This is a genomic window from Aeromicrobium sp. NPDC092404 (assembly GCF_040684095.1).
In the GTDB taxonomy this organism is placed as follows: domain Bacteria; phylum Actinomycetota; class Actinomycetes; order Propionibacteriales; family Nocardioidaceae; genus Aeromicrobium.
Genome location: NZ_JBFBFI010000002.1, coordinates 987,721 through 1,009,989, shown reverse-complemented (window position 1 = coordinate 1,009,989; position 22,269 = coordinate 987,721). Strand labels below are relative to the sequence as shown.

Here is a 22,269-nt window from a genome sequence, read left to right as displayed (position 1 = left end):
GGGTCAGCTCAGGCCGCGCTGGAGCGCGGCGGCGACGCGGCGCATGGCCCGGGGTGCCGAGGTCCCGACGCCGACCATGTTGGCGAACGAGTGGATCAGGCTCTCCTCGCAGACGTACTCGACCGGCACGCCGGCCGCCCGCAGCTTGTCGGCGTACGCCTTGCCCTCGTCGAGGAGCGGGTCGAAGCCGGCGGTGACGAGGAACGCCGGCGCCACGCCGGTGACGTCCTGGTGGAGCGGCGAGAGGCGCGGGTCGGCCCGGTCCTCGTCACCCAGAAGGTAGTTCTCCTCGCCGAGATCCATGAAGGCCTTGGTCAGGTAGAACCCCTCGGTGTACGTCTTGCGGCTCGCGCTCGTGTCGAGGAAGTCGGTCGCGGGGTAGATCAGCAGCTGGAACGCCGGCTTGATCCCGTCGTCCTTGGCGGCGTGCTGCGCGACGAGTGCCGCGAAGTTGCCACCCGCACTGTCGCCGCCGACCGCGATGCGGGTGGCGTCGATCCCGATGCCCTTGGCGTGCTCGGTGATCCACCTCCACGCCGCCCACGCGTCCTCGAAGCCCGCTGGGAACGGCGCCTCGGGGGCGAGGCGGTAGTCGACCGCGACGACCCGGACCTGCGCCTCCTCGGCGAGGAACCGGCAGACCGCGTCGTGGCTGTCGAGGCCGCCGTAGATCCAGGCACCGCCGTGGTAGAACACGAGCGCCGGGGCGTCGCCGGTCAGCCCGCGCGGCGTGTAGAACCGCAGGGTCAGCGGACCGGCGGGACCGTCGATCGTCCGGTCGGTGACGGCGCCGATCGGCAGGTCGCCGCCGACGACCTTCGCACCGGAGACGATGTTGGCGCGCCCCTTGCGGATCGGCATGGTCTCGACAGCGGGCCCTTCGAGGCGCTGGAGCCGCAGCAACAGCTGCATCTCGGGGTCGAGAGTCTTGCCGTCGATCACGACCGGAGCGCCGGCCAACCTGCGGATGACCGGCTGCGGCAGGCTCAGGATCGAGCGGGCCGTGAGGGCGCGAGCGGAGCCGACCAGCTGGGACACGAGCGACATGGTGGTCAAGGTAGCGCATCGGGCTCGTTCAATCCGCGTTCATCTTGGCCTGTCAGGCTGGTCACGTGGAGACTCATGACATGGCCGTCGCCGACCTCGAGGCACCGGCCTCCCCCGACGAGTTCGACGTCGATCCGCCGTTCGACCCCGCCGGGAGCATCCTGCCGGCCGACCGGTTCCTGGATCGCGAGCTGTCATGGATCGCCTTCAACGCCCGGGTCCTCGAGCTGGCGCAGGACGACGCCCTGCCCCTCCTGGAGCGCGTACGCTTCGCGGCCATCTTCGCGAGCAACCTCGACGAGTTCTTCATGGTGCGCATCGCCGGCCTCAAGCGCCGGATCGCGGCCGGCGTCGCGGTGCCCTCGGCCAGTGGTCTCAACCCCCGCGACGTCCTCTCGCGCAGCCTCGCCGCGAGCCAGGAGCTCATGGTGCGGCACGCCGAGACGTACCACCGCGAGCTCGTGCCGGCGCTCGCCGACCACGGCATCGAGCTGCTGCACTGGGACTCGCTGCGACCCGACGAGCAGGAGCAGGTCAGCGCGATCTACCGCGACCGGGTCTTCCCGATCCTGACGCCACTCGCGGTCGATCCTGCTCACCCGTTCCCCTACATCTCCGGGCTGTCGCTCAACCTCGCGCTCGTCATGCGCAACCCCGAGACCGGCAAGGACCACTTCGCCCGGGTCAAGGTCCCGCCGATCATCAACCGCTGGATGGCCGCGTCGCCTGGTCGGTACGTCCCGTTGGAAGAAGTGATCTCTGCACATCTGGACCTGCTGTTCCCCGGCATGGAGCTCATCGCCCACCACGCGTTCCGGGTGACCCGCAACGAGGACCTCGAGGTCGAGGAGGACGACGCCGAGAACCTGCTCAAGGCGCTCGAGAAGGAGCTCCTGCGGCGCAAGTTCGGCCCGCCCGTTCGCCTCGAGGTCGAGGAGTCGATCGATCCCGGTGTCCTCGACCTGCTGGTGTCCGAGCTTGGCATCAAGGTCGACGAGGTCGTCCGCCTCCGGGGACCGCTCGACCTGCGCAGCCTCAACGAGATCGCCGACCTCGACCGGCCCGAGCTGCGGTACGACCCGTTCGTCCCGGGCACGCACCAGCACCTCGCCGAGGTCGAGACGTCCAAGCCCGCCGATCTGTTCAGCGCGCTGCGCAAGCGCGACGTGCTGGTGCACCATCCGTACGACTCGTTCGCCACGAGCGTGCAGCGCTTCATCGAGCAGGCGGCCGCCGACCCGCAGGTGCTGGCGATCAAGCAGACGCTCTACCGGACCTCGGGAGACTCCCCCATCATCGACTCGCTCGTCGACGCGGCCCGCGCCGGCAAGCAGGTGCTCGTGCTGGTCGAGATCAAGGCCCGGTTCGACGAGCAGGCCAACATCCGCTGGGCGCGCAAGCTCGAGCGCGCGGGCTGCCACGTCGTGTACGGCCTGGTGGGGCTCAAGACGCATTGCAAGCTCGCGCTGGTCGTGCGGGACGAGCCGGACGGGCTGCGCCGCTACGCGCACATCGGCACGGGCAACTACAACCCCAAGACCGCACGCCTCTACGAGGACTTCGGGCTGCTCACGGCCGACCCCGACATCGCGCACGACCTCACGGACCTGTTCAACAACCTCTCGGGGTTCGCGCAGGACTTCTCCTACCGGCGACTCATGGTCGCTCCCGCAGGGCTGCGCGACGGCATCGTCGAGCGCATCGACACCGAGATCGCGCACCACGAGGCCGGCCGGCCCGCGGGCATCCGCATCAAGGTCAACTCCCTGGTCGACGAGGCCGTGATCGACAAGCTCTACGAGGCTTCGCGGGCCGGGGTCGAGGTCGACCTCGTCATCCGCGGCATCTGCACGTTGCGACCGGGGGTGCCCGGCCTGAGCGACAACATCCGGGTGCACAGCATCCTCGGCCGCTTCCTCGAGCACAGCCGGGTGTACTGGTTCGCCGGTGGCGGCGAGCCCGAGGCGTGGATGGGCTCGGCGGACCTCATGCACCGCAACCTCGACCGCCGCGTCGAGGTCCTCGTCCGGGTGCCGTCCGCCGCACACACCGAGCAGCTCGGTGAGCTGCTCCGGCGCTCGGCCGATCCCGAGACCACGTCATGGCACCTCGGTCCGGACGGGCAGTGGAAGCGTCACGTCGGCTCGTCGGACCTGCAGTCAGTCCTGATCGACCGCGCCAGGGCCCGCCGCAGTCGCTGACCCGGCTAGAGCGGGCAGCCGGCGAACAGCAGGGGGCCCTCGCCGGTCATGTAGGCCGTGCTGTCGGGGTCGTGCCTGAACCGCAGCACCGCGGTGCTGCCGCGAGCCGTCGACGAGAGCGGCACGAGCGAGTCCTCGACACGCCCCGATCGCCCGATGAACGGGCCCACGGCCAAGGACGCGCGCGTCTTGGCCTGCTGGGCCGCGATCGACGGCGACCGGAAGCCGAACGCGAAACGCATGACCTCGCTCGACCTGGTCCCGCCGTCGAGGGCTCGGCCGGCGAACTCCGGCTCGACCAACGCGTCGGCCCGGCCGAGGGCCGCCCTGGCCTGGGAGAGGACCTCGGCATCCTGGGTCTCGAGCGTGGTCGACCGGCACGCCGATGGGCCGGCCTGCACGAGCACGCTGTCGGCTCCCGCAAGAGCCCTCGTGACGTCGGCGGCGCTTCGCACGCTGAGCAGCGAAGGCGTGTCCCGGTCGATCGTCCCGAGCACCTCCGAGACCTGTGCCGCCTCGCTCGCAGCGATCACGAGATCACGATCGGGCACGAGCGCGATGGCGCCCAGGGTCGAGGCGAGGTCGGAGCTCACGGCGCTGGTGTCGGCGCGGATCGACCACACCCGTCCGTCACGCACGTAGCCGAGCTTCGTCAGGTTCGACCGGATCGTGGCTCGGGAGACCGAGTCGTCGAGCCGGGCGACCATGGTGGCGCTGGCCTGACCTTGTCCGTAGGCCTCCCAGAGCAGATCTGCCGCCGACCATCCGTAGGCGTTGTGCATCTCCTCGGCGTACGGACCGATGACCGACCGTGTCGAGAGGTCGCGCAGCGATGCCCCGTCGACCAGCTCGGACCGCTCTGCCGCGTTCCTCGGCTCGTCGACCTCGAGCAGCCGGCGGATCCGCGACCAGTCGGTGAATCCGGCGATCTGGGTGTCTGCCGGCAGCGAGTCGAAGCCGACGGTCAGGCTCGAGCGAGCGTCGCCGGCCGCCGACTCGCCGGCCTGCCGGCCGCCCACGACGGCCAGGACGATGGCGATCAGCGGCACCAGGACCGTGACGAGCCCGAGGCGCAGTCGCATCCCGTCCACGTCTCCTTCATCGGCCGGCCATCTCCTCAGGGGAGAATACGCGTATGCCAAGTGAACGGATCATCAACGCCGCGGGCGGAGTCGTCTGGCGCAAGCGAAACGGCTCGGGTCGCGCGGAGCCCCGGGTCGACGTGCTCGTGGTGCACCGGCCGTCGTACGACGACTGGACCTTTCCCAAGGGCAAGGTCGACCCGGGCGAGGCGTTGCAGGCCACCGCCGTCCGCGAGATCGCCGAGGAGACCGGGGTGCGCGTGCGGCTCGGCGCGCCGCTCGTGCAGGTGCGCTACCCGATCGCGGCCGGCACCAAGGTCGTCGACTACTGGTCGGCGCGGGCCGTCAGCCCCGGGGCGGGCGAGGAGTTCGTCCCCAACAAGGAGGTCGACGAGATCCGCTGGGTCGGCATGCGTGAGGCCCGGGAGCTGCTGACGTACGAGCACGACGTCGAGGTGCTCGAGGACTTCCGCAGCCTGCGCGAGCGGCAGGGCCACCGGGCCCGGACGCTCGTGGTGGTCCGGCACGGCAAGGCAGCGCCCCGAGCGGACTTCGAGGACGACCTCGAGCGACCCCTGACACCGGTCGGCATCCAGCAGGCCGCCGTGCTGGTGCCGCTCCTGTCGGCGTACGGGGTGCGCCGCGTCGTGAGCAGCCCGGCCGTGCGCTGCGCGCAGACCGTCGAGCCGTACGCGCACTCGATCAGCACGTTCCTCGAGATCGACGACCGGCTCTCCGAGGACACCAGGGCCGCACAGGTCGCGCGGTCCGTCGCGGCGTTGCTGGACCGCAAGAAGCCGGTGGCGCTGTGCTCCCACCGTCCGACGCTGCCGTGGATCTTCGACGCCATCGGCACCGACGTGCACGAGCTGGCGACGGGCGAGGCGATCGTCGTGCACCACCGCAAGGGCAAGGTCGTCGCGACCGAGAGGCTGCCCTGACAGGCCATTTCACGTCAGGCAGGCACCACCGTTACATCACCGTTCACCCCGCGTTCACCCACGGTCGGACATCGATACACCTGCCCCTCATAGCGTCACGGGACGTAAGCATCTAAGAATCCCAGAGAGGGACCCCCCGTGAACCGCAACTCACTGCGCATCGCCGCCCCCGCGGCCGCGCTCGCACTCGCCCTCGGCCTCAGCGCCTGTGGCGCCGGCAACGAATCCGACGGCGCCGGCACCGGCGACTCGGGCACCAAGGTGTCCGGCACCCTGAACGGCGCAGGCGCGACGTCCCAGGAGGCGGCCATCGCCGCTTGGAAGAAGGGCTTCCAGACCGCGAACCCCGACGTGACCGTCAACTACGACCCCTCCGGCTCGGGCGGCGGGCGTGAGCAGTTCATCGCCGGTGGCGTGCAGTTCGCCGGCACCGACTCCTACCTCGAGGACGAAGAAGTCACCGCCGCCACCGAGAAGTGCGGCAGCGACATCGTCGAGGTGCCGGTCTACGTCAGCCCCATCGCCGTGATCTACAACCTCGACGGCGTCGACGAGCTCAACCTCTCGGCCAAGACGATCGGTGAGATCTTCGAGGGCAAGATCACGAAGTGGGACGACGCGGCCATCAAGGCCGACAACCCGGACGCCGAGCTGCCGAGCAGCGACATCACGCCGGTGCACCGCTCGGACGACTCGGGCACGACCAAGAACTTCACCGACTACCTGGACAAGGCCTCCGACGGTGGCTGGTCCAAGGGCGTCGTCGAGACGTGGCCCGTCAAGGGTGGCGAGGGCGCCAGCGGCACCTCGGGCGTCGTCGCCGCCGTCACCGGTGGCAAGGGCACGATCGGCTACGCCGACGAGAGCCAGGCCGGCGACCTCGGCCAGGCCAAGGTCAAGGTCGGCGACGAGTTCATCGCCGCCTCGCCCGAGGCCGCGGCCAAGGTGCTCGACACCGCCACCCCGGTGGAGGGCCGCCAGGCGACGGACGTCGCGGTCGACATCGACCGCAAGACGGAAGAGGCCGGCGTCTACCCGATCGTCCTCGTCTCCTACCAGGTCGCCTGCCAGACCCAGAAGGACAAGGCCACGGCCGATCTCGTCAAGGGCTGGCTGACCTACGTCGCCAGCAGCGAGGGACAGGCTGCTGCCGCCGACACCGCAGGATCCGCTCCGCTCTCGTCGGAGTTCAGCACCAAGGTCCAGGCCGCGATCGACACGATCAAGGCCAGCTGACCAACACCTTGAGCGGCCACACGCTCCTTGGGCTTGTCGGAGGTTCGACAAGCCCAAGGAGCGGGGCCGCCCCGGACCTCAACTTCTGAAAGGCACCACCTGTGACCAGCACGCAGGCTCCCGCTCCCGGCAAGGCCGCCCCGGTCCGCCGGCCCGGCGACCGCGTCTTCGCCGGCCTCTCGCTCAGCGCCGGGCTGCTGATCCTCGCGATCCTCGCGGGCGTCGCGATCTTCCTCACCGTGCAGGGCATCCCCGGCATCACCGCCGGCGCCGACGAGGTCAAGAGCGGCAAGAGCTTCCTGCCCTTCGTCTGGCCCCTGGTGTTCGGCACCCTGCTCGCCGCCATCATCGCCCTCCTGATCGCCGTGCCCGTCGCTATCGGCGTGGCCCTGTTCATCTCGCACTACTCGCCCCGCCGCCTCGGGCAGGTCCTCGGCTACCTGGTCGACCTGCTGGCCGCGGTGCCGAGCGTCGTGTACGGCCTGTGGGGCATCCAGTTCCTGGCCCCCAACCTGGCTCCGTCCTACGCCTGGCTCGAGGACAACCTCGGCTTCATCCCGTTCTTCGCCGGCCCCGCCGCGTCGGGCGGACGTACGATCCTGACGGTCTCGATCGTCCTCGCCGTCATGATCCTGCCGATCATGACCGCGATCTGCCGCGAGATCTTCCTCCAGACGCCCCGGCTTCACGAGGAGGCCGCGCTGGCCCTCGGCGCCACGCGCTGGGAGATGGCCCGCCTCGCGATCTTCCCGTACGCCCGCAGCGGCATCGTGTCGGCCGCGATGCTCGGCCTCGGCCGCGCCCTGGGCGAGACCCTAGCCGTGGCCATGGTGCTGTCGGTCGGCGTCGGATCGGCGGTCACCGCCAACCTGATCAGCAACGACAACCCCAACACGATCGCCGCCAACATCGCCCTCATCTTCCCCGAGGCCAGCGGGCTGACCGTCAACGCGCTGATCGCCAGCGGACTCGTGCTGTTCGTGATCACCTTCCTCGTCAACTTCGCCGCGCGGTCCATCGTGGACCGCCGCAAGGAATTCTCCGGAGCCAACTGATGACGACCACCCTCACTCCCGACGCCCTCGACATCCACGAGGAGCTCTACGGAGCCCAGCTGCCGTCATGGGGCGCCAAGGCCGTCGTCGGCGGCGGCGTCGCGATCGGGCTGGTGCTCTACCTGCTCGGGGTCAATCTCGTCCTGGCGACGCTGGTGGTCTTCGTGGTCAGCCTCGCGCTGCCGCTGTGGTCCGTCGCCGTCGAGGGCAGCCGCAAGGCCACCGATCGGCTGGTCACGGTCCTGGTGACCTCGGCGTTCGTGCTGGCGATGTTCCCGCTGTTCAGCATCCTCTACACCGTCATCAGCAAGGGCCTCACCGTCCTGTCCAGCCAGTTCTTCACCTACTCGATGCGCAACGTGGTCGGCGAGGGCGGCGGCATCTACCACGCCATGATCGGCACGCTCCTCATCACCGGAGCGGCAGCGGTCATCTCGGTCCCGATCGGCCTGTTCACCTCGATCTACCTGGTCGAGTACGCCGACGGCAACCGGCTCTCGCGCTGGATCCGCTTCCTGGTCGACGTCATGACCGGCATCCCGTCGATCGTGGCGGGCCTGTTCGCGTACGCGCTGTTCGTGCTGTTCTTCGGCGAGGGCGTCCGGATGGGCCTCGGCGGCGCGGTCGCCCTGTCGGTGCTGATGATCCCGGTCGTCGTGCGCTCCTCCGAGGAGATGCTCAAGCTCGTGCCCAACGAGCTGCGCGAGGCGTCGTACGCCCTCGGCGTCCCGAAGTGGCGCACCGTCGCCAAGGTCGTCCTGCCGACGGCCCTGGCCGGCATCGTCACGGGCATCACGCTCTCCGTGGCCCGCGTCATCGGTGAGACCGCTCCGCTGTTGATCATCGCCGGCATGACCGACTCGGTGAACTTCAACCTGTTCGACGGCCGCATGGCCACCCTCCCGGTCTTCACCTACTCCTCGGTGCGCAGCCCCGGCATCCCGCCCGAGTTCAGCATCGATCGCGCATGGGGTGCCGCCCTCACGCTGCTGATCATCGTGATGCTGCTCAACCTCATCGCCCGCCTCGTCTCCTACTTCTTCTCGCCCAAGGGCGAGCGCTGAGTTCAGAAAGGACTCTGACATGGCCAAGAGCATCGACGTCTCTGACCTCAACATCTACTACGGCGACTTCCTCGCGGTGGAGGATGTCACCATCCCGATCGCGGCGAAGTCCGTCACGGCGTTCATCGGCCCCTCGGGCTGCGGCAAGTCGACCTTTCTCAGGTCGCTCAACCGCATGCACGAGGTCATCCGTGGCGCTCGCGTCGAGGGCAAGGTCCTGATCGACGGCCAGGACCTCTACGGCTCCGACATGGACCCGGTCAACGTGCGCCGGATGATCGGCATGGTCTTCCAGCGCCCCAACCCGTTCCCGACGATGTCGATCTACGACAACGTGCTGGCGGGGCAGAAGCTCAACAGCAAGCGCATGAAGAAGAGCGAGGCCGACGACATCGTCGAGCGCTCGCTGCGCAGCGCCGGCCTGTGGGCCGAGGTCAAGGAGCGGCTGGACCGTCCCGGATCCGGCCTCTCGGGTGGCCAGCAGCAGCGGCTCTGCATCGCCCGCGCGATCTCGGTCGAGCCGGAGATCCTGCTCATGGACGAGCCGTGCTCGGCCCTCGACCCGATCTCGACGAGCGTCATCGAGGACCTGATCCACGAGCTCAAGTCGCAGTACACGATCGTCATCGTGACCCACAACATGCAGCAGGCCGCCCGCGTCTCCGACGAGACCGCGTTCTTCAACCTGTCGGGGGTGGGCAAGCCCGGTCGCCTCATCGAGCACGGCCGCACGGAGACGATCTTCTCCAACCCGACCGACTCGGCGACCGAGGCCTACATCCAGGGCCGCTTCGGCTGATCAGTCGGCCGAACTCAGTTGCCCGGGATGAACAGGCGCAGGATGAAGTAGGTCACGGCGCCCACGGCTGCGGCAGCGGGAATCGTGATGATCCACGCCGTGATGATGCCGCGTGCCACGCCCCACCGCACCGCACTGAAGCGCTTGGTCGCTCCAGCGCCCATGACGGCAGAGGTCATCGTGTGCGTGGTCGAGACCGGGGCGTGAGCCCCGATCGCCATCCCGTAGAGGACGATCGCCGCAGTCGACTCTGCGGCGAAGCCACGCGGCGGGTCGAGCGCGATGATGCGGCGTCCCATCGTGCGCATGATCCGCATGCCGCCGGACAAGGTGCCCAGCGAGATGGCGCCGGCGGCCGCCAGGATGACCCACAACGGGATGTCGTCACCGCTGTGCTCGCCACCGGCGATCAGCGCCAGGACGATGACGCCCATGGTCTTCTGCGCGTCCTGCAGCCCGTGACCCAGCGAGAGGGCTGCGGCGGACACCGTCTGCGACAACCGGAAGCCCCGGTTGAGCGTGTGGGGATTGGCCTTCCGGAAGATCCACATGATCGACAGCATGATCAAGAACGCGCCGCCGAACCCGAGGGCCGGGCTCATGATCATGGGGATGACCACCTTGTCAACGACCTTGTCCCAGTCGACCGTCACGCCGGCCGCGATGCCGACGCCGATCAAGCCGCCGATGAGGGCGTGGGACGAAGACGACGGGATCCCGAAGTACCAGGTGATGAGGTTCCAGGTGATCGCGCCGACGAGCGCACTCATGACGACCGTGAGGGCGTGCTCGGCCGACATGTCGTCGAATCCGGTGAGGATGTCCTTGATGGTCTTTGCCACGCCGACGCCCAGCAAGGCCCCGACGAAGTTGAGCACTGCCGCCATCATGAGGGCGATGCGGGGGGTCAGGGCGCGGGTCGAGACCGAGGTCGCGATCGCGTTGGCTGCGTCATGGAAACCGTTGGTGTAGTCGAAGAACAGGGCGATGGCGACAGTGGCGATCACCAGCGCCAGGACGAGATCCACGACTCAGGACTCCTTGACGGCGATCTGCTCCACCGTGTTCGCGACGGATTCCAACGCGTCGATGGCGTGCTCGAGGGAGTCCACGACGTCCTTGAGCTTGAGCACCTCAAGGGACTTGTAGTTGCCGCTGAACAGGTTGGCGAGGATGCGCCGGTACGACCGGTCGCCCTGGTTTTCGAGACGGTTGATCTCGATCCAGTACTCGTCGAGGTCCTTCATCGTCCGCAGTCGCGGCATGGCCTCGGCGGTCAGCTGAGTCGCCCGCTGGAGCACCTCGACCTGCGGGGCGAAGTCTGCCGACAGGTCGCCGAGCTCGTAGAGGCCGACCAGGTCGACGGTTTCCTCCATGAAGTCCATGACGTCATCGAGGCTGCTGGCGAGGCGGTAGATGTCCTCGCGGTCGAACGGGGTGATGAAGGTCGAGTTGGCGCGCTTGACTATCTTGTGCGTCGTCTCGTCAGCCTGGTGCTCGGCCTCGCGCATCTGCTCGCCGATCGCCGCCTTGTCGGTGCTGGGGTCCAGCATCTGCGCCAGGAGATCGGCACCGAGGACGAGGTGGGTTGCCATCTCGGTGAACAGCTCGTAGAACGTCGTTTCAACCGGTCGGATGCGAAAACGCACGACTAGCTCCTGTCAATGCTGGGTAGGCCACGCCCATGCTAGAGGCACGGCGTTCCAGAGTGTCAATCGCGGTGCACGCCGAGCGTGATCAACCCGTCTTGGCGATCCCGAGGATCTCGTCGACCTCCAGCTGGGACAGGTGTCCGTCCTTGGACGAGGCCGCGATGATCAGCCGACTCGTCAGCTCGATCTCGTCGAGCGCCTGGTCGTCACGAAGGCGACTGTCCAAGGGCTCCGGCATCAGGGGCACTCCATCTTGCATCGATCTGCACACCGTGGTCAGCCTGATCGCGGCGGGCCGCGTCAGGGTCGTCCTCCCCTTTTCTGCAGGCTATCTCGTCGGGCCCGACGTCGCACGCGTTTCCTGCGAACCGGAGTGGCGGCACCAGGGGTGAGCGCCGTGGAAAGATTCGACGAGCCGACTTGGTCGGGCTGTGGAAAGGTCGAAGTCCCTTGATCCGGGAGATGGAGGAGCCATGACGCAGTCCGCCGGCGAGCTGGATCTCGAGCAGGAGCGAAGCGCCGAGCTGGAGCGCTATGCGGTCCTGAGCCAGCCGGCTGGTCGCGACCTGCACTCGCTGGTGGAGCTCGTCGCACAGGTGTGCGAGGTGCCGACTGCGGCGATCAACATCATCTCGCGCGACCACCAGCACCAGATCGCGACCGCGGGGTTCGACCCGTCGGTCTGCTCGCGCAAGGACTCGATGTGCGCCGCCGTCATCACCGATCGCGAGCCGGTCGTGGTCGCCGACGCCAGCCTCGACCCACGGTTCGCCGAGAACGCATTCGTCACCGGCGTCATCGGCCGGGTGCGGTTCTATGCGTCGGCACCGCTCATCACGCCCGACGGCCTGACGCTCGGGCGGCTCTGCGTCTTCGACGAGACCCCGCGCCAGCTGACGCCCGCCCAGCAGCGCGCCCTGCAGACGCTGGCCGATCAGGTGATGGACGTGCTGGAGCTGCGGTTCCGATCCCAAGCCCTCGAGGAGTCGCTGCGCGAGCTGACCGAGGTGCGCGACGAGCTGCGCCGGTCCAACCACCACCTGGCGTTGTTCGCGGGGCAAGTGAGCCACGACCTGCGCAGCCCGCTGACCGCCATCTTGGTCAACGCCGAGATGCTCGCCGCCGAGCCCTCGGTCGAGCGGGACCGTGAGCTGCACGCCATGGTCGACGCGGTCAGCGACGCCGGGCAGCGGATGAACCGGATGATCGGCGAGATGCTCGACTTCGCCGTCACCGGTGGGCGCCTGGACGTCAAGGACACCGACCTCGAGTCCGTGCTCGAGCTCGTGCTGGTCGACCTCGGGCCCTTGATCGGGCAGACGTCGGCACGCGTCGTCGTGGGAGACCTGCCAACCGTTCGCGCCGACGCCGACATGCTCTACTCCGTCGTGCTCAACCTGCTGACCAACGCGCTCAAGTTCGCGCGCGAGGGTGTGACACCGCGCGTCGAGGTGTCAGCGGAGCGTACAGACGCCGGGTGGCGCGTCGCCGTCGACGACAACGGGACGGGTATCGAGCCGGAGCGCCGGGACGGCATCTTCGAGCTGTTCAGCCGGGCCGACGAGAGCGTCGCCGGCCACGGCATCGGGCTGTCGACCACCCGCCGGCTGGTGCAGGCCCACGGGGGTCGCGTCGGAGCCGACGAGTCACCGCTCGGCGGCGCCAGGGTCTGGTTCGAGCTGCCTGCCTGACCTTTCCCCCGCACGACCTGGAGGCCCACCGGAAAACAGTTCCGAAGTGTGGCCGTCATGAAGCACTTGTGTGGATCTTTCGTGGATCGCGCCTCCGTAGCGTCGGAGACACCAACTCAGACATCACGAAGATCCCCCAAGGAGCACGAAATGAAGAACACCACCAAGAAGGTCCTCGTCCCGCTCGCCACCTTGGCTGCGGCCGGCGCGATCGCGATCGGCTCGGGCGCCACGTTCACCTCCACGACGGCCAACACCATCAGCTCGGTGACCTCCGGCTCGCTCAACCACACCAACTCCAAGGCCGACAAGGCGATCCTGAGCCTCGCGAACATCAAGCCCGGCGACACCATCAACGGCGGCCTGACGATCACGAACACCGGATCGCTCCCGGCTGACTTCACCCTGACCGAGACCAGCTCGACGAACGGCTTCTCGGACAACTACCTCACGCTGACGATCACCAACACCACGACCGGCGCGTCGGTCTACTCCGGCACGTTCGGTGGCCTCGTCGACGGCACCAAGACGGCGATCGGCTCGATCGCACCCGGCGTCGCCAACAACTTCACCTTCAGCGTGCGCCTCGCCGACGACGCCCCCAACAGCCAGCAGAGCAAGAACGCGACTGCTGCGTACCAGTGGGACTCGGTCCAGCAGGCCGCCACGACGACCAACCAGTAGTCGCACCGACCTGGGGCGTCCGCGACGAGGAGGCGGACGCCCTGGACACCTTCCCAGCCACGAACGACGAGGAGCAGACATGAGCATCAGCCAGCACCGCCGGCCGCGCCACACCGTGCGCCGCCTGGTCTCGGCCGCGATCAATGTCCTGCTCCTCGTCACGACGTTGCTGGGCGTCTGCTACTTCGCGCCGGTGCTCCTCGGGTACGAGCGATACGTCATCACCGGCGGGTCGATGTCGGGCACGTTCGAGAAGGGGTCACTCGCGTTCGAGAAGAACGTGCCGGTCGAGGACCTCGCCGTGGGCGACATCATCACGTACCAGCCGCCGGCGGACAGCGGCGTCACGACGTTGGTCACCCACCGCATCTCCGCGATCAAGGCCCAGGCCGACGGACAGGTCCTCTTCCGCACCAAGGGTGACGCCAACGCAGACCCCGACCCGTGGACCTTCACCTTGGTCCAAGCGGACCAGCCGGTCGTCCGGCACACCGTCCCGCATGTCGGCTGGGTCTTCATCCGGCTCGCCGACCCGGGCTTCCGGACCATGGCGATCGGCATTCCCGCCGGCCTGATCGCGCTGGCCAGCGCCGTCGAGATCATCGGCGTTCTGCGCGCCGCGCGCCGCCGCCCGGAGGAGCTCCCGGCGGACCACGCACCGCTCGTCGTCCGTGAGCCCGTACATGTCTGATCGCCGGACATCTTGTGGACGTCATGTCGACATCGTGTGGAGATTCCGTGGCGCGCGTCTCCGTAGCGTTGATGTCATGACCAGGCAGCCTCGACACCGCAAGCAGACCGAGCAGGGCTCGACCCGCATCGCCCTCCTCGTCGCCGCCCTCCTGGCCGTCGCCACGGCCCTCGGCCTGACGGGATTCTCGTCCGCCGCCTTCACCTCGACCAGCTCGAGCACCGGCAGCGTCAGCTCGGCGGCTGACTGGACGCCGCCGACCGTGACCGTCCAGAGCCCCGGCACCTCCGTCAAGGGCTCGGTAACCCTGACCGCCTCGGCCTCCGACGGGGAGTCGGGAATCAAGTCCGTCGCGATCCAGGTGCAGCCCGAAGGCGCATCGACGTGGACGACGCTCTGCACCGACTCGACCGCCCCGTACAGCTGCTCGTGGACCACGACGTCGGCCGCGGACGGCGCGTACGACATCCGAGCCGTCGCGACGGACAACGCGGACTACACGACCATCTCGGACTCGGTCCGGACGATCGTCGCCAACAACCTGCTGGTGACCCTGGCGGATCCGGGCGAGGTCATCAAGGGCAGCGTCTCGCTGACCACCACGACCTACAACCCGGGCCTCACGATCTCGTCGACGGCGGTGCAGTACTCGGTCGCCGGGTCGGGTGTGTGGCGGACCGCCTGCACCAACACCCTCTCGACGAGCTGCACGTGGAACACGACGACGGTCGCCAACGGCTACTACGACCTGCGCTCGGTCGTCACGGTGGTACTGGGCGGGACCTACTACTCGGCGATCCAGAGCGACGTCCTCGTGGACAACACCGCGCCGGCGGTCACGATCACCGATCCCGGCAGCCCGTTGAGCGGCACCCGGACGTTCTCCGCGACGGCCACGGACGCCGACTCAGGCGTCGCGCAGGTGGTCATCCAGTACGCACCCTCCGGATCGTCGACCTATCAGACGCTGTGCACCGACACGGACGCGCCGTTCACCTGCTCCTTCGACACCACGAAGCTGACCAACGGCACCTACACGTTCCGCGCGATCGCGACCGACGGGGCCGGCACGGCCACGACGTCCTCCACGGTGTCGAACCGCGTCGTCGACAACACCGTCTCCTCGGTCTCGGTCAACGACCCGGGCGCCTTCCTCAGCAGGACCGTGACGATCGCGGCGACTGCCAGCGCGACGTCCGGCGTGACCTCGGTACGCATCCAACGGGCCGTCGCCGGTGGCTCGACCTGGACCGATCTCTGCACCGACGTCACGGCGCCGTACTCCTGCAGCTGGGACACCACGACGGTTCCCGACGGCAGCTACGACCTGCGCGCGATCCTCGTCGACGGGGCGGGCAAGACCACCACGTCCGCGGTCGTGTCGGGACGCCGGGTCGACAACAGCCCGGTCAGGGGGGTCGACGTCCAGGCCACCAACGGCGGCGGCACGGTCGGCCGGCTCGACACCGACGACACCCTCACCTACACGTACAGCGAGCAGGTGGCACCCGGCACGATCCTGGCCGGCTGGTCCGGCTCGGCGACCGCCGTGACGCTGCGGCTCCGCGACGGCAATGCGTTCGGCCTCGGCAACAAGGGCGACACCGTGGACGTGCTCAAGGGCACCTCGAACGTCGCACTGGGTTCGGTCGTGCTCAACCAGGACTTCCTCAAGACCGGGAAGACCGTGAGCTTCAACGCCACCATGACGGCATCGACGGCCACGGTCGGTGGCGTCGCCCGGACGGTCGTCGCGGTCAGGATCGGATCGGTCGCGAGCGGCAACGGCCTCAAGACCGTCACGGTGGCCGGCGGCCTGGTCTGGACCCCCTCTGCCACGGCGGCGGACCTGCAGGGCAACAAGTGCTCCACCGCGCCGGCCAGCGAGTCGGGTGCGTCGGACCGAGACTTCTGATGACGACGGGCGACGGGCGGTCCGGCCGTATGCTTCATGAGGTGCCACGCCTGCTTCTCGTCGAGGACGACGACCAGATCGCCGCTCCGCTCATCCGCACGCTCGAGCGTGAGGACTACGAGGTGTTCCGCGCCTCGACCGGGCAGGACGCCCTCGACCGCGCCGAGGCCGGTGGGCTCGACGTCGTCCTGCTCGACCTCGGGCTGCCGGACATCGACGGCCTGGAGGTCTGCCGCCGGCTGCGAGCGTCGGGATTCCAGTCGCCCGTCATGATCCTGACGGCGCGTGGCGGCGAGCTCGACCGGGTCGTCGGCCTGGACGTCGGCGCCGACGACTACCTCGCCAAGCCGTTCGGCCTCGCCGAGCTGCTGGCTCGGCTGCGCGCCCTGCTGCGCCGCAGCGCTTCGGCGGGCCCCACCCCGGCGCCCACGCCTGACGTCGGGTCGGCCCCGGGTCAGCTGCGGGTCGACGCGCAGGCCAGGCGCGTGTGGGTCGGCACCGACGAGCTCGCGCTGACGGCCAAGGAGTTCGACGTCATCGCCCTGCTCGACTCCGAGCCGGGTGCCGTCATGACCCGCGAACGTGTCATGGACGAGGTGTGGGACGAGAACTGGTTCGGCTCGACCAAGACCCTCGACGCGACGATCGGCCGCCTGCGGCAAAAGCTCGAGGACAGCGGCGCACGCGCCAGGGTCGTGACCGTGCGAGGCGTCGGGTTCCGCCTCGAGAGCGACCCCCCCGATGCGTAGGCGCTTGGTCCTGGCTTTCGTCAGCATCACCGTGGCCGTGCTCGTCGTGGCCTGGGCGAGCGTCGCCCTCGACCAGGCCGCCGACTCGTTCGTGCCGGTGCTGCTGCTGGGCGCGGTCGCCCTGGCCGGCGCCACCATCGCCGGACTGCGGTTCGCGGACCGACTGTCCCAGCCGTTCCGCGAGCTGTCGGCCGTCGCCGTCGACATCGGCGAGGGTCGCTTCGACGTCCAGGTGCCGCACTACGCCGTGCCCGAGGCCGAGGACCTCGGCCGGGCGTTGCGCGAGGCCGCGGCCCGGCTCGATGGGCTGGTCAGCCGTGAGCAGGCTGTCGCCGTGGCGGCTTCGCACGAGCTGCGGACCCCCATCACCGCGCTCCGGCTCTCGCTGGAGGACCTCGCGCTGTGGCAGCAGACTCCGCCGGACGTCGCCGAGGAGATCGCGCGGTCGATCTCCGAGCTCGACCGGCTCAGCGACGCGGTGACCTCGCTGCTCGACCGCAACGACAGCGCCCGTGACACCGGCGTGGTGGACCTGGCCGAGCTCGCGGCGCAGGCCGTCGCCCGCTGGCGTACGCAGTCGAACCGCGAGATCACGCTGGACGCTCCCGGACCGATGCTCGTCCTGGCTGCCAAGCCCGCCGTCGACCAGGTGCTCGACGCGATGCTGGCGCACACGAACGCCAGGGCCTCCGGCGGGATCTCCGTCGACGCCGTCCGGCTCGGCACCACCGTCCGCGTACGGGTGTGTCTTGACGAGCCCAGCGTGCTGCCCAGCGGCGTCATCCACGGCACGACCCCGGCCAGCGGCACCGACGACGACCCGGCGCTCGCGGCCGCCGGCGCCGTCGCCGAGGCCATGGGCGGGCGCCTCGGGGTCGAGGACTCCACCGGTACGTGCCTCGTGCTGGTCGTCCCGGTCGCACCGGAGCTCAGCGCGACCTGACGCCGCGGACTCGCCGACCGCGGGAACTGGCAGACTGGGTCCCGCGCTCAGAGCGCGGGCCTCTAGCTCAATTGGCAGAGCAGCGGACTTTTAATCCGCGGGTTGTGGGTTCGAGTCCCACGGGGCCCACCTCTTGCCGGCATCACCTCGGCGGTCGTGTGCCGAGAGCGAGGAGCTGCGGCACCGCCGGCGAGCCGCAGCACCCGCCGCCGCCCGCGTCGTCGTCGAAGGTGCCGGATCCGCCGCACACCCCCGTCTCGGGCAGGGTCAGCTCGACGCGCGCGGATGCCTCGTGGTCACCCGCAAGCTCGGCGACGATCGACCGGGTCTGCTCGAAGCCGGTGAGGCTCAGGAACGAGGTCGCCCGGCCGTACGACTTCATGCCGGCGAGGTAGAACCCGGCCTCGGGCTGCGCCAGCTCCTTTGCGCCGTGCGGATAGACCGTCCCGCACGAGTGCACGTTGGGATCGATGAGCGGAGCCAGCTGCCGCGGCGCGTCGAGCACAGGGTCCAGGTCGAGCCGGATCTCCGACAGCATCGACAGGTCCGGTCGGAAGCCGGTCAGCGCGATGACCTCGTCGACGCCCTCCAGGACCTGCCCGTCCACCGAGGTCAGCGTGAGGGTCCCGTCTGCCGCTCGGTCGACCGTCGCCGTACGGAAGCTGTTGAGCGTATGGACTGCTCCGGACTCCACGGCCTGCTTGGCCGACTTGCCGAGCGCGCCACGCTCGGCGAGCTCGTCGTCGTCGCTGCCCTCGAACGCCGCACCGACGCTCGCCCGTCGGACCAGCCACGAGATCCGGGTCGAGCGATCCTCCTCCACCAGCTTCGCCAGCCCGATCAGTGCGCCCTTGGCGGAGGCGCCGGTGCCAGCGACGACGACGTGCCGGCCGGCGTACCTCGCCCGCGTCGCCGGGTCCCCCAGGTCGGGGATCCGGTACGTGATGCGGTCGGCCCCTGCTCGCTCGCCCGGCGCGGGCAGGCCGTCCCCACCAAGCGGGTTGGGGCCGCCCCACGTGCCGGACGCATCGATGACCGCTCGCGCCGAGATCAGCTGCTCCCCCGAGGCGGTCTCGACATGAACCGTGAAGCTCTCTTGGTCGCGGCCAGAGTCGACCAGCCGATCACGACCGCGCTTCGCCACGCCGACGGCCCTGGTGCCGAATCGCACACTCCCACCCAGCGCGTCAGCGAGGGGCTGGAGGTAGTCGTCGACCCAGGCGCCGCCGGTCGGGTACTGATCACCCTGAGGCCTGGTCCACCCGTTGCTCTCGAGCAGCGTCGCGGCCGTGGAGTCGATGAGCTCGGACCACGGCGAGAACAGACGCACATGTGACCATTCCCGCACCGCGGACCCGGCGACCGGTCCGGCCTCGAGCACGAGGAACGACATCTCGCGGCTCCGGAGCTGGGCAGCCGCGGCAAGTCCGGCGGGACCGGCGCCGATCACGATGACGGGAAGGTCGGGGTGCTGCATGCTGATCTCCGGGTTCATTGACAGATGTCGATGAATGCGACTCTAGCGCTTCATCGACGATTGTCAATGAAAGGGTACGCTGATGCCATGCCCACGTCGCTCACCGTGCTCGAGTCCACCACGACCGCGTGCTGCTCCCCCGTCACCGGCGGAGCTTTGAGCGCCGAGGAGGCGACCGCGTTGGCCGCTCGCTTCAAGGCGATCGGTGATCCGAACCGGCTCCGGCTGCTGTCCCTCATCGCCGCCCACGAGGGTGGCGAGGCGTGCGTGTGCGACCTCAACGAGCCGCTCGACCTGTCCCAGCCGACGGTGTCGCACCACCTCAAGATCCTGGTCGACGCCGGACTGCTGACGCGTTCGAAGCGCGGCACCTGGTCGTACTACGCGTTGGTTCCGGGTGCGTTGGCCACGCTGGCGGACACCCTCCGCACCTGAACCCGGACAGTCCCGTCCGACCACGTGGCCCGGCGGCCAACCCGGCAGGTGCGACACGCTAACCGCAGCAGCCGTCCGAGCAGGTCGGCCCGGACGATGGCGCGCAGCAACCTTCGCCGCGCCACGCCTCGAGCCCTTCCCTGACCGCCACGGCAGCGATCACCAGGCCCGCGACGGGATCGGCCCACGACCAGCCGAGGGTCGCGTTGAGCACGAGGCCGAGCAGGAGGACAGCCGACAGATAGGTGCACAGCAGCGTCTGGGTCCCGTCGGCGTACACAGCATCGGAGCCGAGCGCCCGCCCCGTGCGCCGCTGGGCGTACGAGACGAACGGCATGATGACGAGCGAGGCGAGGGCCAAGCCAGTGCCCACGCGGGAGTGGTCGGCCTCCGCGCCGGTCATGAGCGCACGTGCCGACTCGAAGCCGACATACGCCGCCAGCGCGAAGAACGAGACCGCCAGCAGCCGCAGCGCTTGTCGCTCCCGCGACTCCGGGACGCGGTGCGAGAACTGCCACACGATGATCAGGCCGCTCGACACCTCGACCACGGAGTCCAGGCCGAAGCCCACGAGGGCGACCGAGCCGGCAGCAAGGCCGGCCGAGATCGCGATGACGCCCTCGACCAGGTTGTACGCGACCGACAGCAACGCCAGCAGCTTCGCCCGCCTGCCCAGGGCGACCCGGTCGACGCCGGGCAGCAGCTCAGGCACGCCCGTCGATCCCGTGGTTGGGGCACAGCGTCACGGCGTAGCCGGTGACGTCGAGGAGCTGCTCGGCTGCCGCCAGCAGCCGCGTCGTGGCCTCGGGGTGCGTCACGCGGAACAGGGACGCCCGCCCCACCGGCCGGGACGTCACGAGCCCGCAGTCCTTGAGGCAGGCAAGATGCTTGGAGACGGTCGACTGGGCCAGGCCGAGGTGCTCCGTCAGCTCGACCACCCGGTGCTCCTCCGCCAGCAGGTGCTGCAGGATCCGTAGCCGAGAGGGATCGCCGAACCCGTGGAACAGGCACGCGGCCGCATCGAGCGGTTGCTCGATGGCATTCTCGTCTACGATTGTCATCGCCATATGGCGATGTTAGCAGGTCAGGCGAGCGAGGCGATCAGCTGCTCGACGCGTGACCTGATCTCGTCGCGGATCGGTCGCACGGCCTCGATCCCCTGCCCGGCCGGGTCGTCCAGGACCCAGTCCTCGTAGCGCTTGCCCGGGAAGAACGGGCACTCGTCGCCGCAGCCCATCGTGATGACGACGTCGGAGGCGCGCACGGCCTCATCGGACAGCTTCTTGGGCTGCTCCCCCGCGATGTCGATGCCGACCTCGGCCATGGCCTCGACGGCGACGGGGTTGATCGCGTCGCCGGGCATCGAGCCGGCAGAACGTACGTCGATGCGTCCCTCGCCGAGGGACTGCAGGAATCCGGCGGCCATCTGCGACCGACCGGCGTTGTGCACGCAGACGAACAGGACGCTGGGGCGATCAGGCACGGGTCTCTCCTTGGTGGGTGTGCGGCGTGATCGCCGGCGAGGGGTAGAGCGCCAGCGCCAGGCCCACGCCGATGACGCCGCCGACTGCCTGGGCGACGACGAACGCCGGGACGGAGCTCGGTGCGATGCCGGCGAACGTGTCGGACAGCATGCGGCCCACCGTCACGGCGGGGTTCGCGAACGAGGTGGAGCTGGTGAACCAGTACGCCGCGCCGATGTAGGCGCCCACGGCCGGAGCCACCAAAGCGACCCGGTCGGACCTCACCAGCGCGAAGATCAGCAGCACGAGCCCTGCCGTCGCCACGACCTCGCCGAGCAGGTGTCCCCCGCTGGCACGCTCATGGTCGGAGAACGAGGTCCCGACGTCGAACATGGCGTTCGCCAGCAGCGCACCCGCCGCGGCTCCCACGACCTGCGCAGCAACGTACGGCGCCACGTGCCCGGCCGAGAAGCCCTCCGGGTCGCGGCGCGACAAGAACCAGTCCGCCACCGTCACGACCGGGTTGAAGTGCGCACCGGAGACCGGGCCGAGCACCAGGATCAGGACCGCGAGACCCAGGACGGTCGCGGTGCTGTTCTCGAGGAGCTGGAGCCCCACGTCGTCCGGCGAGAGCTCGGCAGCCGCGATGCCCGAGCCCACCACGACCGTGACGAGCAGCCCGGTCCCGAGCAGCTCCGCGAACAGCCGGCGAGCCAGCGGCTGCGGCCTGCTCGGCGGTGCCTGGTTCACGCGTCCATCATGGACCGTCCGGATGAACGCCGGATGAACCGGCTCACGGCGCGACCTAGACCCGGCGGCGCGCCTGCCGGTCAGCCGCATCACGCAGACGTCGTGCCTTGACCAGCCGCACCGCCACTCGGCTGTGAGGATCACGCGGCTCGGGACAGGCCGCGACCCAGCGCTCGAGCACCTCGACCTCGGCGGCATGGTCCCGTCGACGACGGTGGATCACCGCCGCCCGGAGCGCGTACGTCATCGGCGGCGCGACCTGCGCCGCCCCAGCCTCCCGCTCCGCCACGGCCATGCACTCCTCCAGCAGCTCGAGCGCGGCCTCGTCGAGGCCTCGTGCGCGCAGCCGGTCCAGCGTCGCGACATCCGATCGGCACCACCCCACTGGAGGAGT

At 69.4% G+C, this 22,269-nt stretch carries 24 protein-coding genes and 1 tRNA gene; 14 read left to right on the top strand and 11 right to left on the bottom strand.

Annotated features, from left to right (window positions below; genetic code table 11):
• Positions 1-3 precede the first annotated feature (3 nt).
• Positions 4-1,047: an alpha/beta hydrolase gene (locus tag AB0N22_RS15540; RefSeq protein WP_364642086.1), complete on the bottom strand. Its 1,044-nt coding sequence runs from the start codon at positions 1,045-1,047 to the stop codon at positions 4-6.
• 80 nt (positions 1,048-1,127) lie between these two features.
• On the opposite strand from AB0N22_RS15540, the gene AB0N22_RS15535 reads away from it, so the two are divergent.
• A complete protein-coding gene (locus AB0N22_RS15535; protein WP_364642780.1) occupies positions 1,128-3,248 on the top strand; it encodes an RNA degradosome polyphosphate kinase in 2,121 nt (706 codons plus the stop codon).
• Positions 3,249-3,253: 5 nt separating this feature from the next.
• Here the strand turns inward: AB0N22_RS15535 and AB0N22_RS15530 are convergent, their stop codons facing one another.
• Positions 3,254-4,339, bottom strand: coding sequence for a hypothetical protein (locus AB0N22_RS15530; RefSeq protein WP_364642083.1), 1,086 nt, complete (start codon positions 4,337-4,339; stop codon positions 3,254-3,256).
• Between the two features lie 44 nt (positions 4,340-4,383).
• Between AB0N22_RS15530 and AB0N22_RS15525 the strand changes: the two genes are divergently transcribed.
• The 5 genes from AB0N22_RS15525 (at position 4,384) to pstB (ending at position 9,425) form a co-directional block, all read left to right on the top strand.
• The gene (locus AB0N22_RS15525) at positions 4,384-5,271 is read left to right on the top strand and encodes an NUDIX hydrolase (RefSeq protein WP_364642080.1); all 888 of its coding nucleotides are present in this window, start codon (positions 4,384-4,386) and stop codon (positions 5,269-5,271) included.
• A 138-nt stretch (positions 5,272-5,409) separates the two neighbouring features.
• Positions 5,410-6,507 carry a phosphate ABC transporter substrate-binding protein PstS gene (gene pstS / locus AB0N22_RS15520; RefSeq protein ID WP_364642078.1) on the top strand — a complete coding sequence of 366 codons (1,098 nt, stop codon included), beginning with the start codon at positions 5,410-5,412 and terminating at the stop codon, positions 6,505-6,507.
• A gap of 101 nt (positions 6,508-6,608) precedes the next feature.
• Entirely contained in the window at positions 6,609-7,562 is a 954-nt protein-coding gene (gene pstC, locus AB0N22_RS15515; RefSeq protein WP_364642075.1) for a phosphate ABC transporter permease subunit PstC, read from the top strand.
• Positions 7,562-8,626, top strand: coding sequence for a phosphate ABC transporter permease PstA (gene pstA / locus AB0N22_RS15510; RefSeq protein WP_364642072.1), 1,065 nt, complete (start codon positions 7,562-7,564; stop codon positions 8,624-8,626). Before pstC ends, pstA begins: the two co-directional genes overlap by 1 nt.
• 19 nt (positions 8,627-8,645) lie before the next feature.
• A complete protein-coding gene (pstB, locus tag AB0N22_RS15505; protein ID WP_364642069.1) occupies positions 8,646-9,425 on the top strand; it encodes a phosphate ABC transporter ATP-binding protein PstB in 780 nt (259 codons plus the stop codon).
• 14 nt (positions 9,426-9,439) lie between these two features.
• Here pstB and AB0N22_RS15500 read toward each other — a convergent pair whose 3' ends face one another.
• The 3 genes from AB0N22_RS15500 to AB0N22_RS15490 all read right to left on the bottom strand — a co-directional run bounded on the left by AB0N22_RS15500 (position 9,440) and on the right by AB0N22_RS15490 (position 11,315).
• Positions 9,440-10,453, bottom strand: a complete 1,014-nt coding sequence (locus AB0N22_RS15500; protein ID WP_364642066.1) for an inorganic phosphate transporter — start codon at positions 10,451-10,453, stop codon at positions 9,440-9,442.
• Between the two features lie 3 nt (positions 10,454-10,456).
• Positions 10,457-11,074: a DUF47 family protein gene (locus AB0N22_RS15495; RefSeq protein WP_364642063.1), complete on the bottom strand. Its 618-nt coding sequence runs from the start codon at positions 11,072-11,074 to the stop codon at positions 10,457-10,459.
• An 88-nt stretch (positions 11,075-11,162) separates the two neighbouring features.
• Positions 11,163-11,315: a hypothetical protein gene (locus tag AB0N22_RS15490; protein ID WP_364642060.1), complete on the bottom strand. Its 153-nt coding sequence runs from the start codon at positions 11,313-11,315 to the stop codon at positions 11,163-11,165.
• A 235-nt stretch (positions 11,316-11,550) separates the two neighbouring features.
• On the opposite strand from AB0N22_RS15490, the gene AB0N22_RS15485 reads away from it, so the two are divergent.
• From AB0N22_RS15485 to AB0N22_RS15455, 7 genes are all read left to right on the top strand, one after another.
• Entirely contained in the window at positions 11,551-12,768 is a 1,218-nt protein-coding gene (locus AB0N22_RS15485; protein ID WP_364642057.1) for a GAF domain-containing sensor histidine kinase, read from the top strand.
• Positions 12,769-12,918: 150 nt separating this feature from the next.
• Positions 12,919-13,452, top strand: a complete 534-nt coding sequence (locus tag AB0N22_RS15480) for a TasA family protein (RefSeq protein ID WP_364642054.1) — start codon at positions 12,919-12,921, stop codon at positions 13,450-13,452.
• 79 nt (positions 13,453-13,531) lie between these two features.
• The gene (locus tag AB0N22_RS15475; RefSeq protein ID WP_364642052.1) at positions 13,532-14,143 is read left to right on the top strand and encodes a signal peptidase I; all 612 of its coding nucleotides are present in this window, start codon (positions 13,532-13,534) and stop codon (positions 14,141-14,143) included.
• Positions 14,144-14,219: 76 nt separating this feature from the next.
• Complete coding sequence (locus AB0N22_RS15470; protein ID WP_364642049.1) at positions 14,220-16,058, top strand: Ig-like domain-containing protein; 1,839 nt, start codon at positions 14,220-14,222, stop codon at positions 16,056-16,058.
• A gap of 41 nt (positions 16,059-16,099) precedes the next feature.
• Entirely contained in the window at positions 16,100-16,807 is a 708-nt protein-coding gene (locus AB0N22_RS15465) for a response regulator transcription factor (protein WP_364642046.1), read from the top strand.
• Positions 16,808-16,811: 4 nt separating this feature from the next.
• Positions 16,812-17,750: a HAMP domain-containing sensor histidine kinase gene (locus tag AB0N22_RS15460; protein WP_364642043.1), complete on the top strand. Its 939-nt coding sequence runs from the start codon at positions 16,812-16,814 to the stop codon at positions 17,748-17,750.
• 56 nt (positions 17,751-17,806) lie between these two features.
• Positions 17,807-17,879: transfer RNA gene (locus AB0N22_RS15455), tRNA-Lys, on the top strand.
• A 13-nt stretch (positions 17,880-17,892) separates the two neighbouring features.
• On the opposite strand, the gene AB0N22_RS15450 is transcribed toward AB0N22_RS15455, so the two are convergent.
• The gene (locus AB0N22_RS15450) at positions 17,893-19,227 is read right to left on the bottom strand and encodes an NAD(P)-binding domain-containing protein (protein WP_364642040.1); all 1,335 of its coding nucleotides are present in this window, start codon (positions 19,225-19,227) and stop codon (positions 17,893-17,895) included.
• A gap of 87 nt (positions 19,228-19,314) precedes the next feature.
• On the opposite strand from AB0N22_RS15450, the gene AB0N22_RS15445 reads away from it, so the two are divergent.
• Positions 19,315-19,662, top strand: a complete 348-nt coding sequence (locus AB0N22_RS15445; RefSeq protein ID WP_364642037.1) for a metalloregulator ArsR/SmtB family transcription factor — start codon at positions 19,315-19,317, stop codon at positions 19,660-19,662.
• A 58-nt stretch (positions 19,663-19,720) separates the two neighbouring features.
• On the opposite strand, the gene AB0N22_RS15440 is transcribed toward AB0N22_RS15445, so the two are convergent.
• From AB0N22_RS15440 to AB0N22_RS15420, 5 genes are read right to left on the bottom strand one after another with little or no spacing between them, the layout of a single operon-like run.
• Positions 19,721-20,374 carry a cation transporter gene (locus AB0N22_RS15440; protein WP_364642034.1) on the bottom strand — a complete coding sequence of 218 codons (654 nt, stop codon included), beginning with the start codon at positions 20,372-20,374 and terminating at the stop codon, positions 19,721-19,723.
• Positions 20,367-20,729, bottom strand: a complete 363-nt coding sequence (locus AB0N22_RS15435) for a metalloregulator ArsR/SmtB family transcription factor (protein ID WP_364642031.1) — start codon at positions 20,727-20,729, stop codon at positions 20,367-20,369. Before AB0N22_RS15435 ends, AB0N22_RS15440 begins: the two co-directional genes overlap by 8 nt.
• Before the next feature lie 17 nt (positions 20,730-20,746).
• Entirely contained in the window at positions 20,747-21,145 is a 399-nt protein-coding gene (locus AB0N22_RS15430; RefSeq protein WP_364642027.1) for an arsenate reductase ArsC, read from the bottom strand.
• Positions 21,138-21,875, bottom strand: coding sequence for an MIP/aquaporin family protein (locus AB0N22_RS15425; protein ID WP_364642024.1), 738 nt, complete (start codon positions 21,873-21,875; stop codon positions 21,138-21,140). Before AB0N22_RS15425 ends, AB0N22_RS15430 begins: the two co-directional genes overlap by 8 nt.
• Positions 21,876-21,930: 55 nt before the next feature.
• Positions 21,931-22,260, bottom strand: coding sequence for a hypothetical protein (locus tag AB0N22_RS15420; protein ID WP_364642021.1), 330 nt, complete (start codon positions 22,258-22,260; stop codon positions 21,931-21,933).
• Between the last annotated feature and the right edge of the window lie 9 nt (positions 22,261-22,269).

What these genes read in the sequence shown, in the direction of transcription:
- AB0N22_RS15540 (WP_364642086.1), bottom strand. Translation starts at nt 1,047, where the DNA reads ATGTCGCTCGTGTCCCAGCTGGTCGGCTCCGCTCGCGCCCTCACGGCC.
- AB0N22_RS15535 (WP_364642780.1), top strand. Translation starts at nt 1,128, where the DNA reads ATGGCCGTCGCCGACCTCGAGGCACCGGCCTCCCCCGACGAGTTCGAC.
- AB0N22_RS15525 (WP_364642080.1), top strand. Translation starts at nt 4,384, where the DNA reads ATGCCAAGTGAACGGATCATCAACGCCGCGGGCGGAGTCGTCTGGCGC.
- pstA (WP_364642072.1), top strand. Translation starts at nt 7,562, where the DNA reads ATGACGACCACCCTCACTCCCGACGCCCTCGACATCCACGAGGAGCTC.
- pstB (WP_364642069.1), top strand. Translation starts at nt 8,646, where the DNA reads ATGGCCAAGAGCATCGACGTCTCTGACCTCAACATCTACTACGGCGAC.
- AB0N22_RS15490 (WP_364642060.1), bottom strand. Translation starts at nt 11,315, where the DNA reads ATGCCGGAGCCCTTGGACAGTCGCCTTCGTGACGACCAGGCGCTCGAC.
- AB0N22_RS15485 (WP_364642057.1), top strand. Translation starts at nt 11,551, where the DNA reads ATGACGCAGTCCGCCGGCGAGCTGGATCTCGAGCAGGAGCGAAGCGCC.
- AB0N22_RS15480 (WP_364642054.1), top strand. Translation starts at nt 12,919, where the DNA reads ATGAAGAACACCACCAAGAAGGTCCTCGTCCCGCTCGCCACCTTGGCT.
- AB0N22_RS15475 (WP_364642052.1), top strand. Translation starts at nt 13,532, where the DNA reads ATGAGCATCAGCCAGCACCGCCGGCCGCGCCACACCGTGCGCCGCCTG.
- AB0N22_RS15470 (WP_364642049.1), top strand. Translation starts at nt 14,220, where the DNA reads ATGACCAGGCAGCCTCGACACCGCAAGCAGACCGAGCAGGGCTCGACC.
- AB0N22_RS15450 (WP_364642040.1), bottom strand. Translation starts at nt 19,227, where the DNA reads ATGCAGCACCCCGACCTTCCCGTCATCGTGATCGGCGCCGGTCCCGCC.
- AB0N22_RS15445 (WP_364642037.1), top strand. Translation starts at nt 19,315, where the DNA reads ATGCCCACGTCGCTCACCGTGCTCGAGTCCACCACGACCGCGTGCTGC.
- AB0N22_RS15435 (WP_364642031.1), bottom strand. Translation starts at nt 20,729, where the DNA reads ATGGCGATGACAATCGTAGACGAGAATGCCATCGAGCAACCGCTCGAT.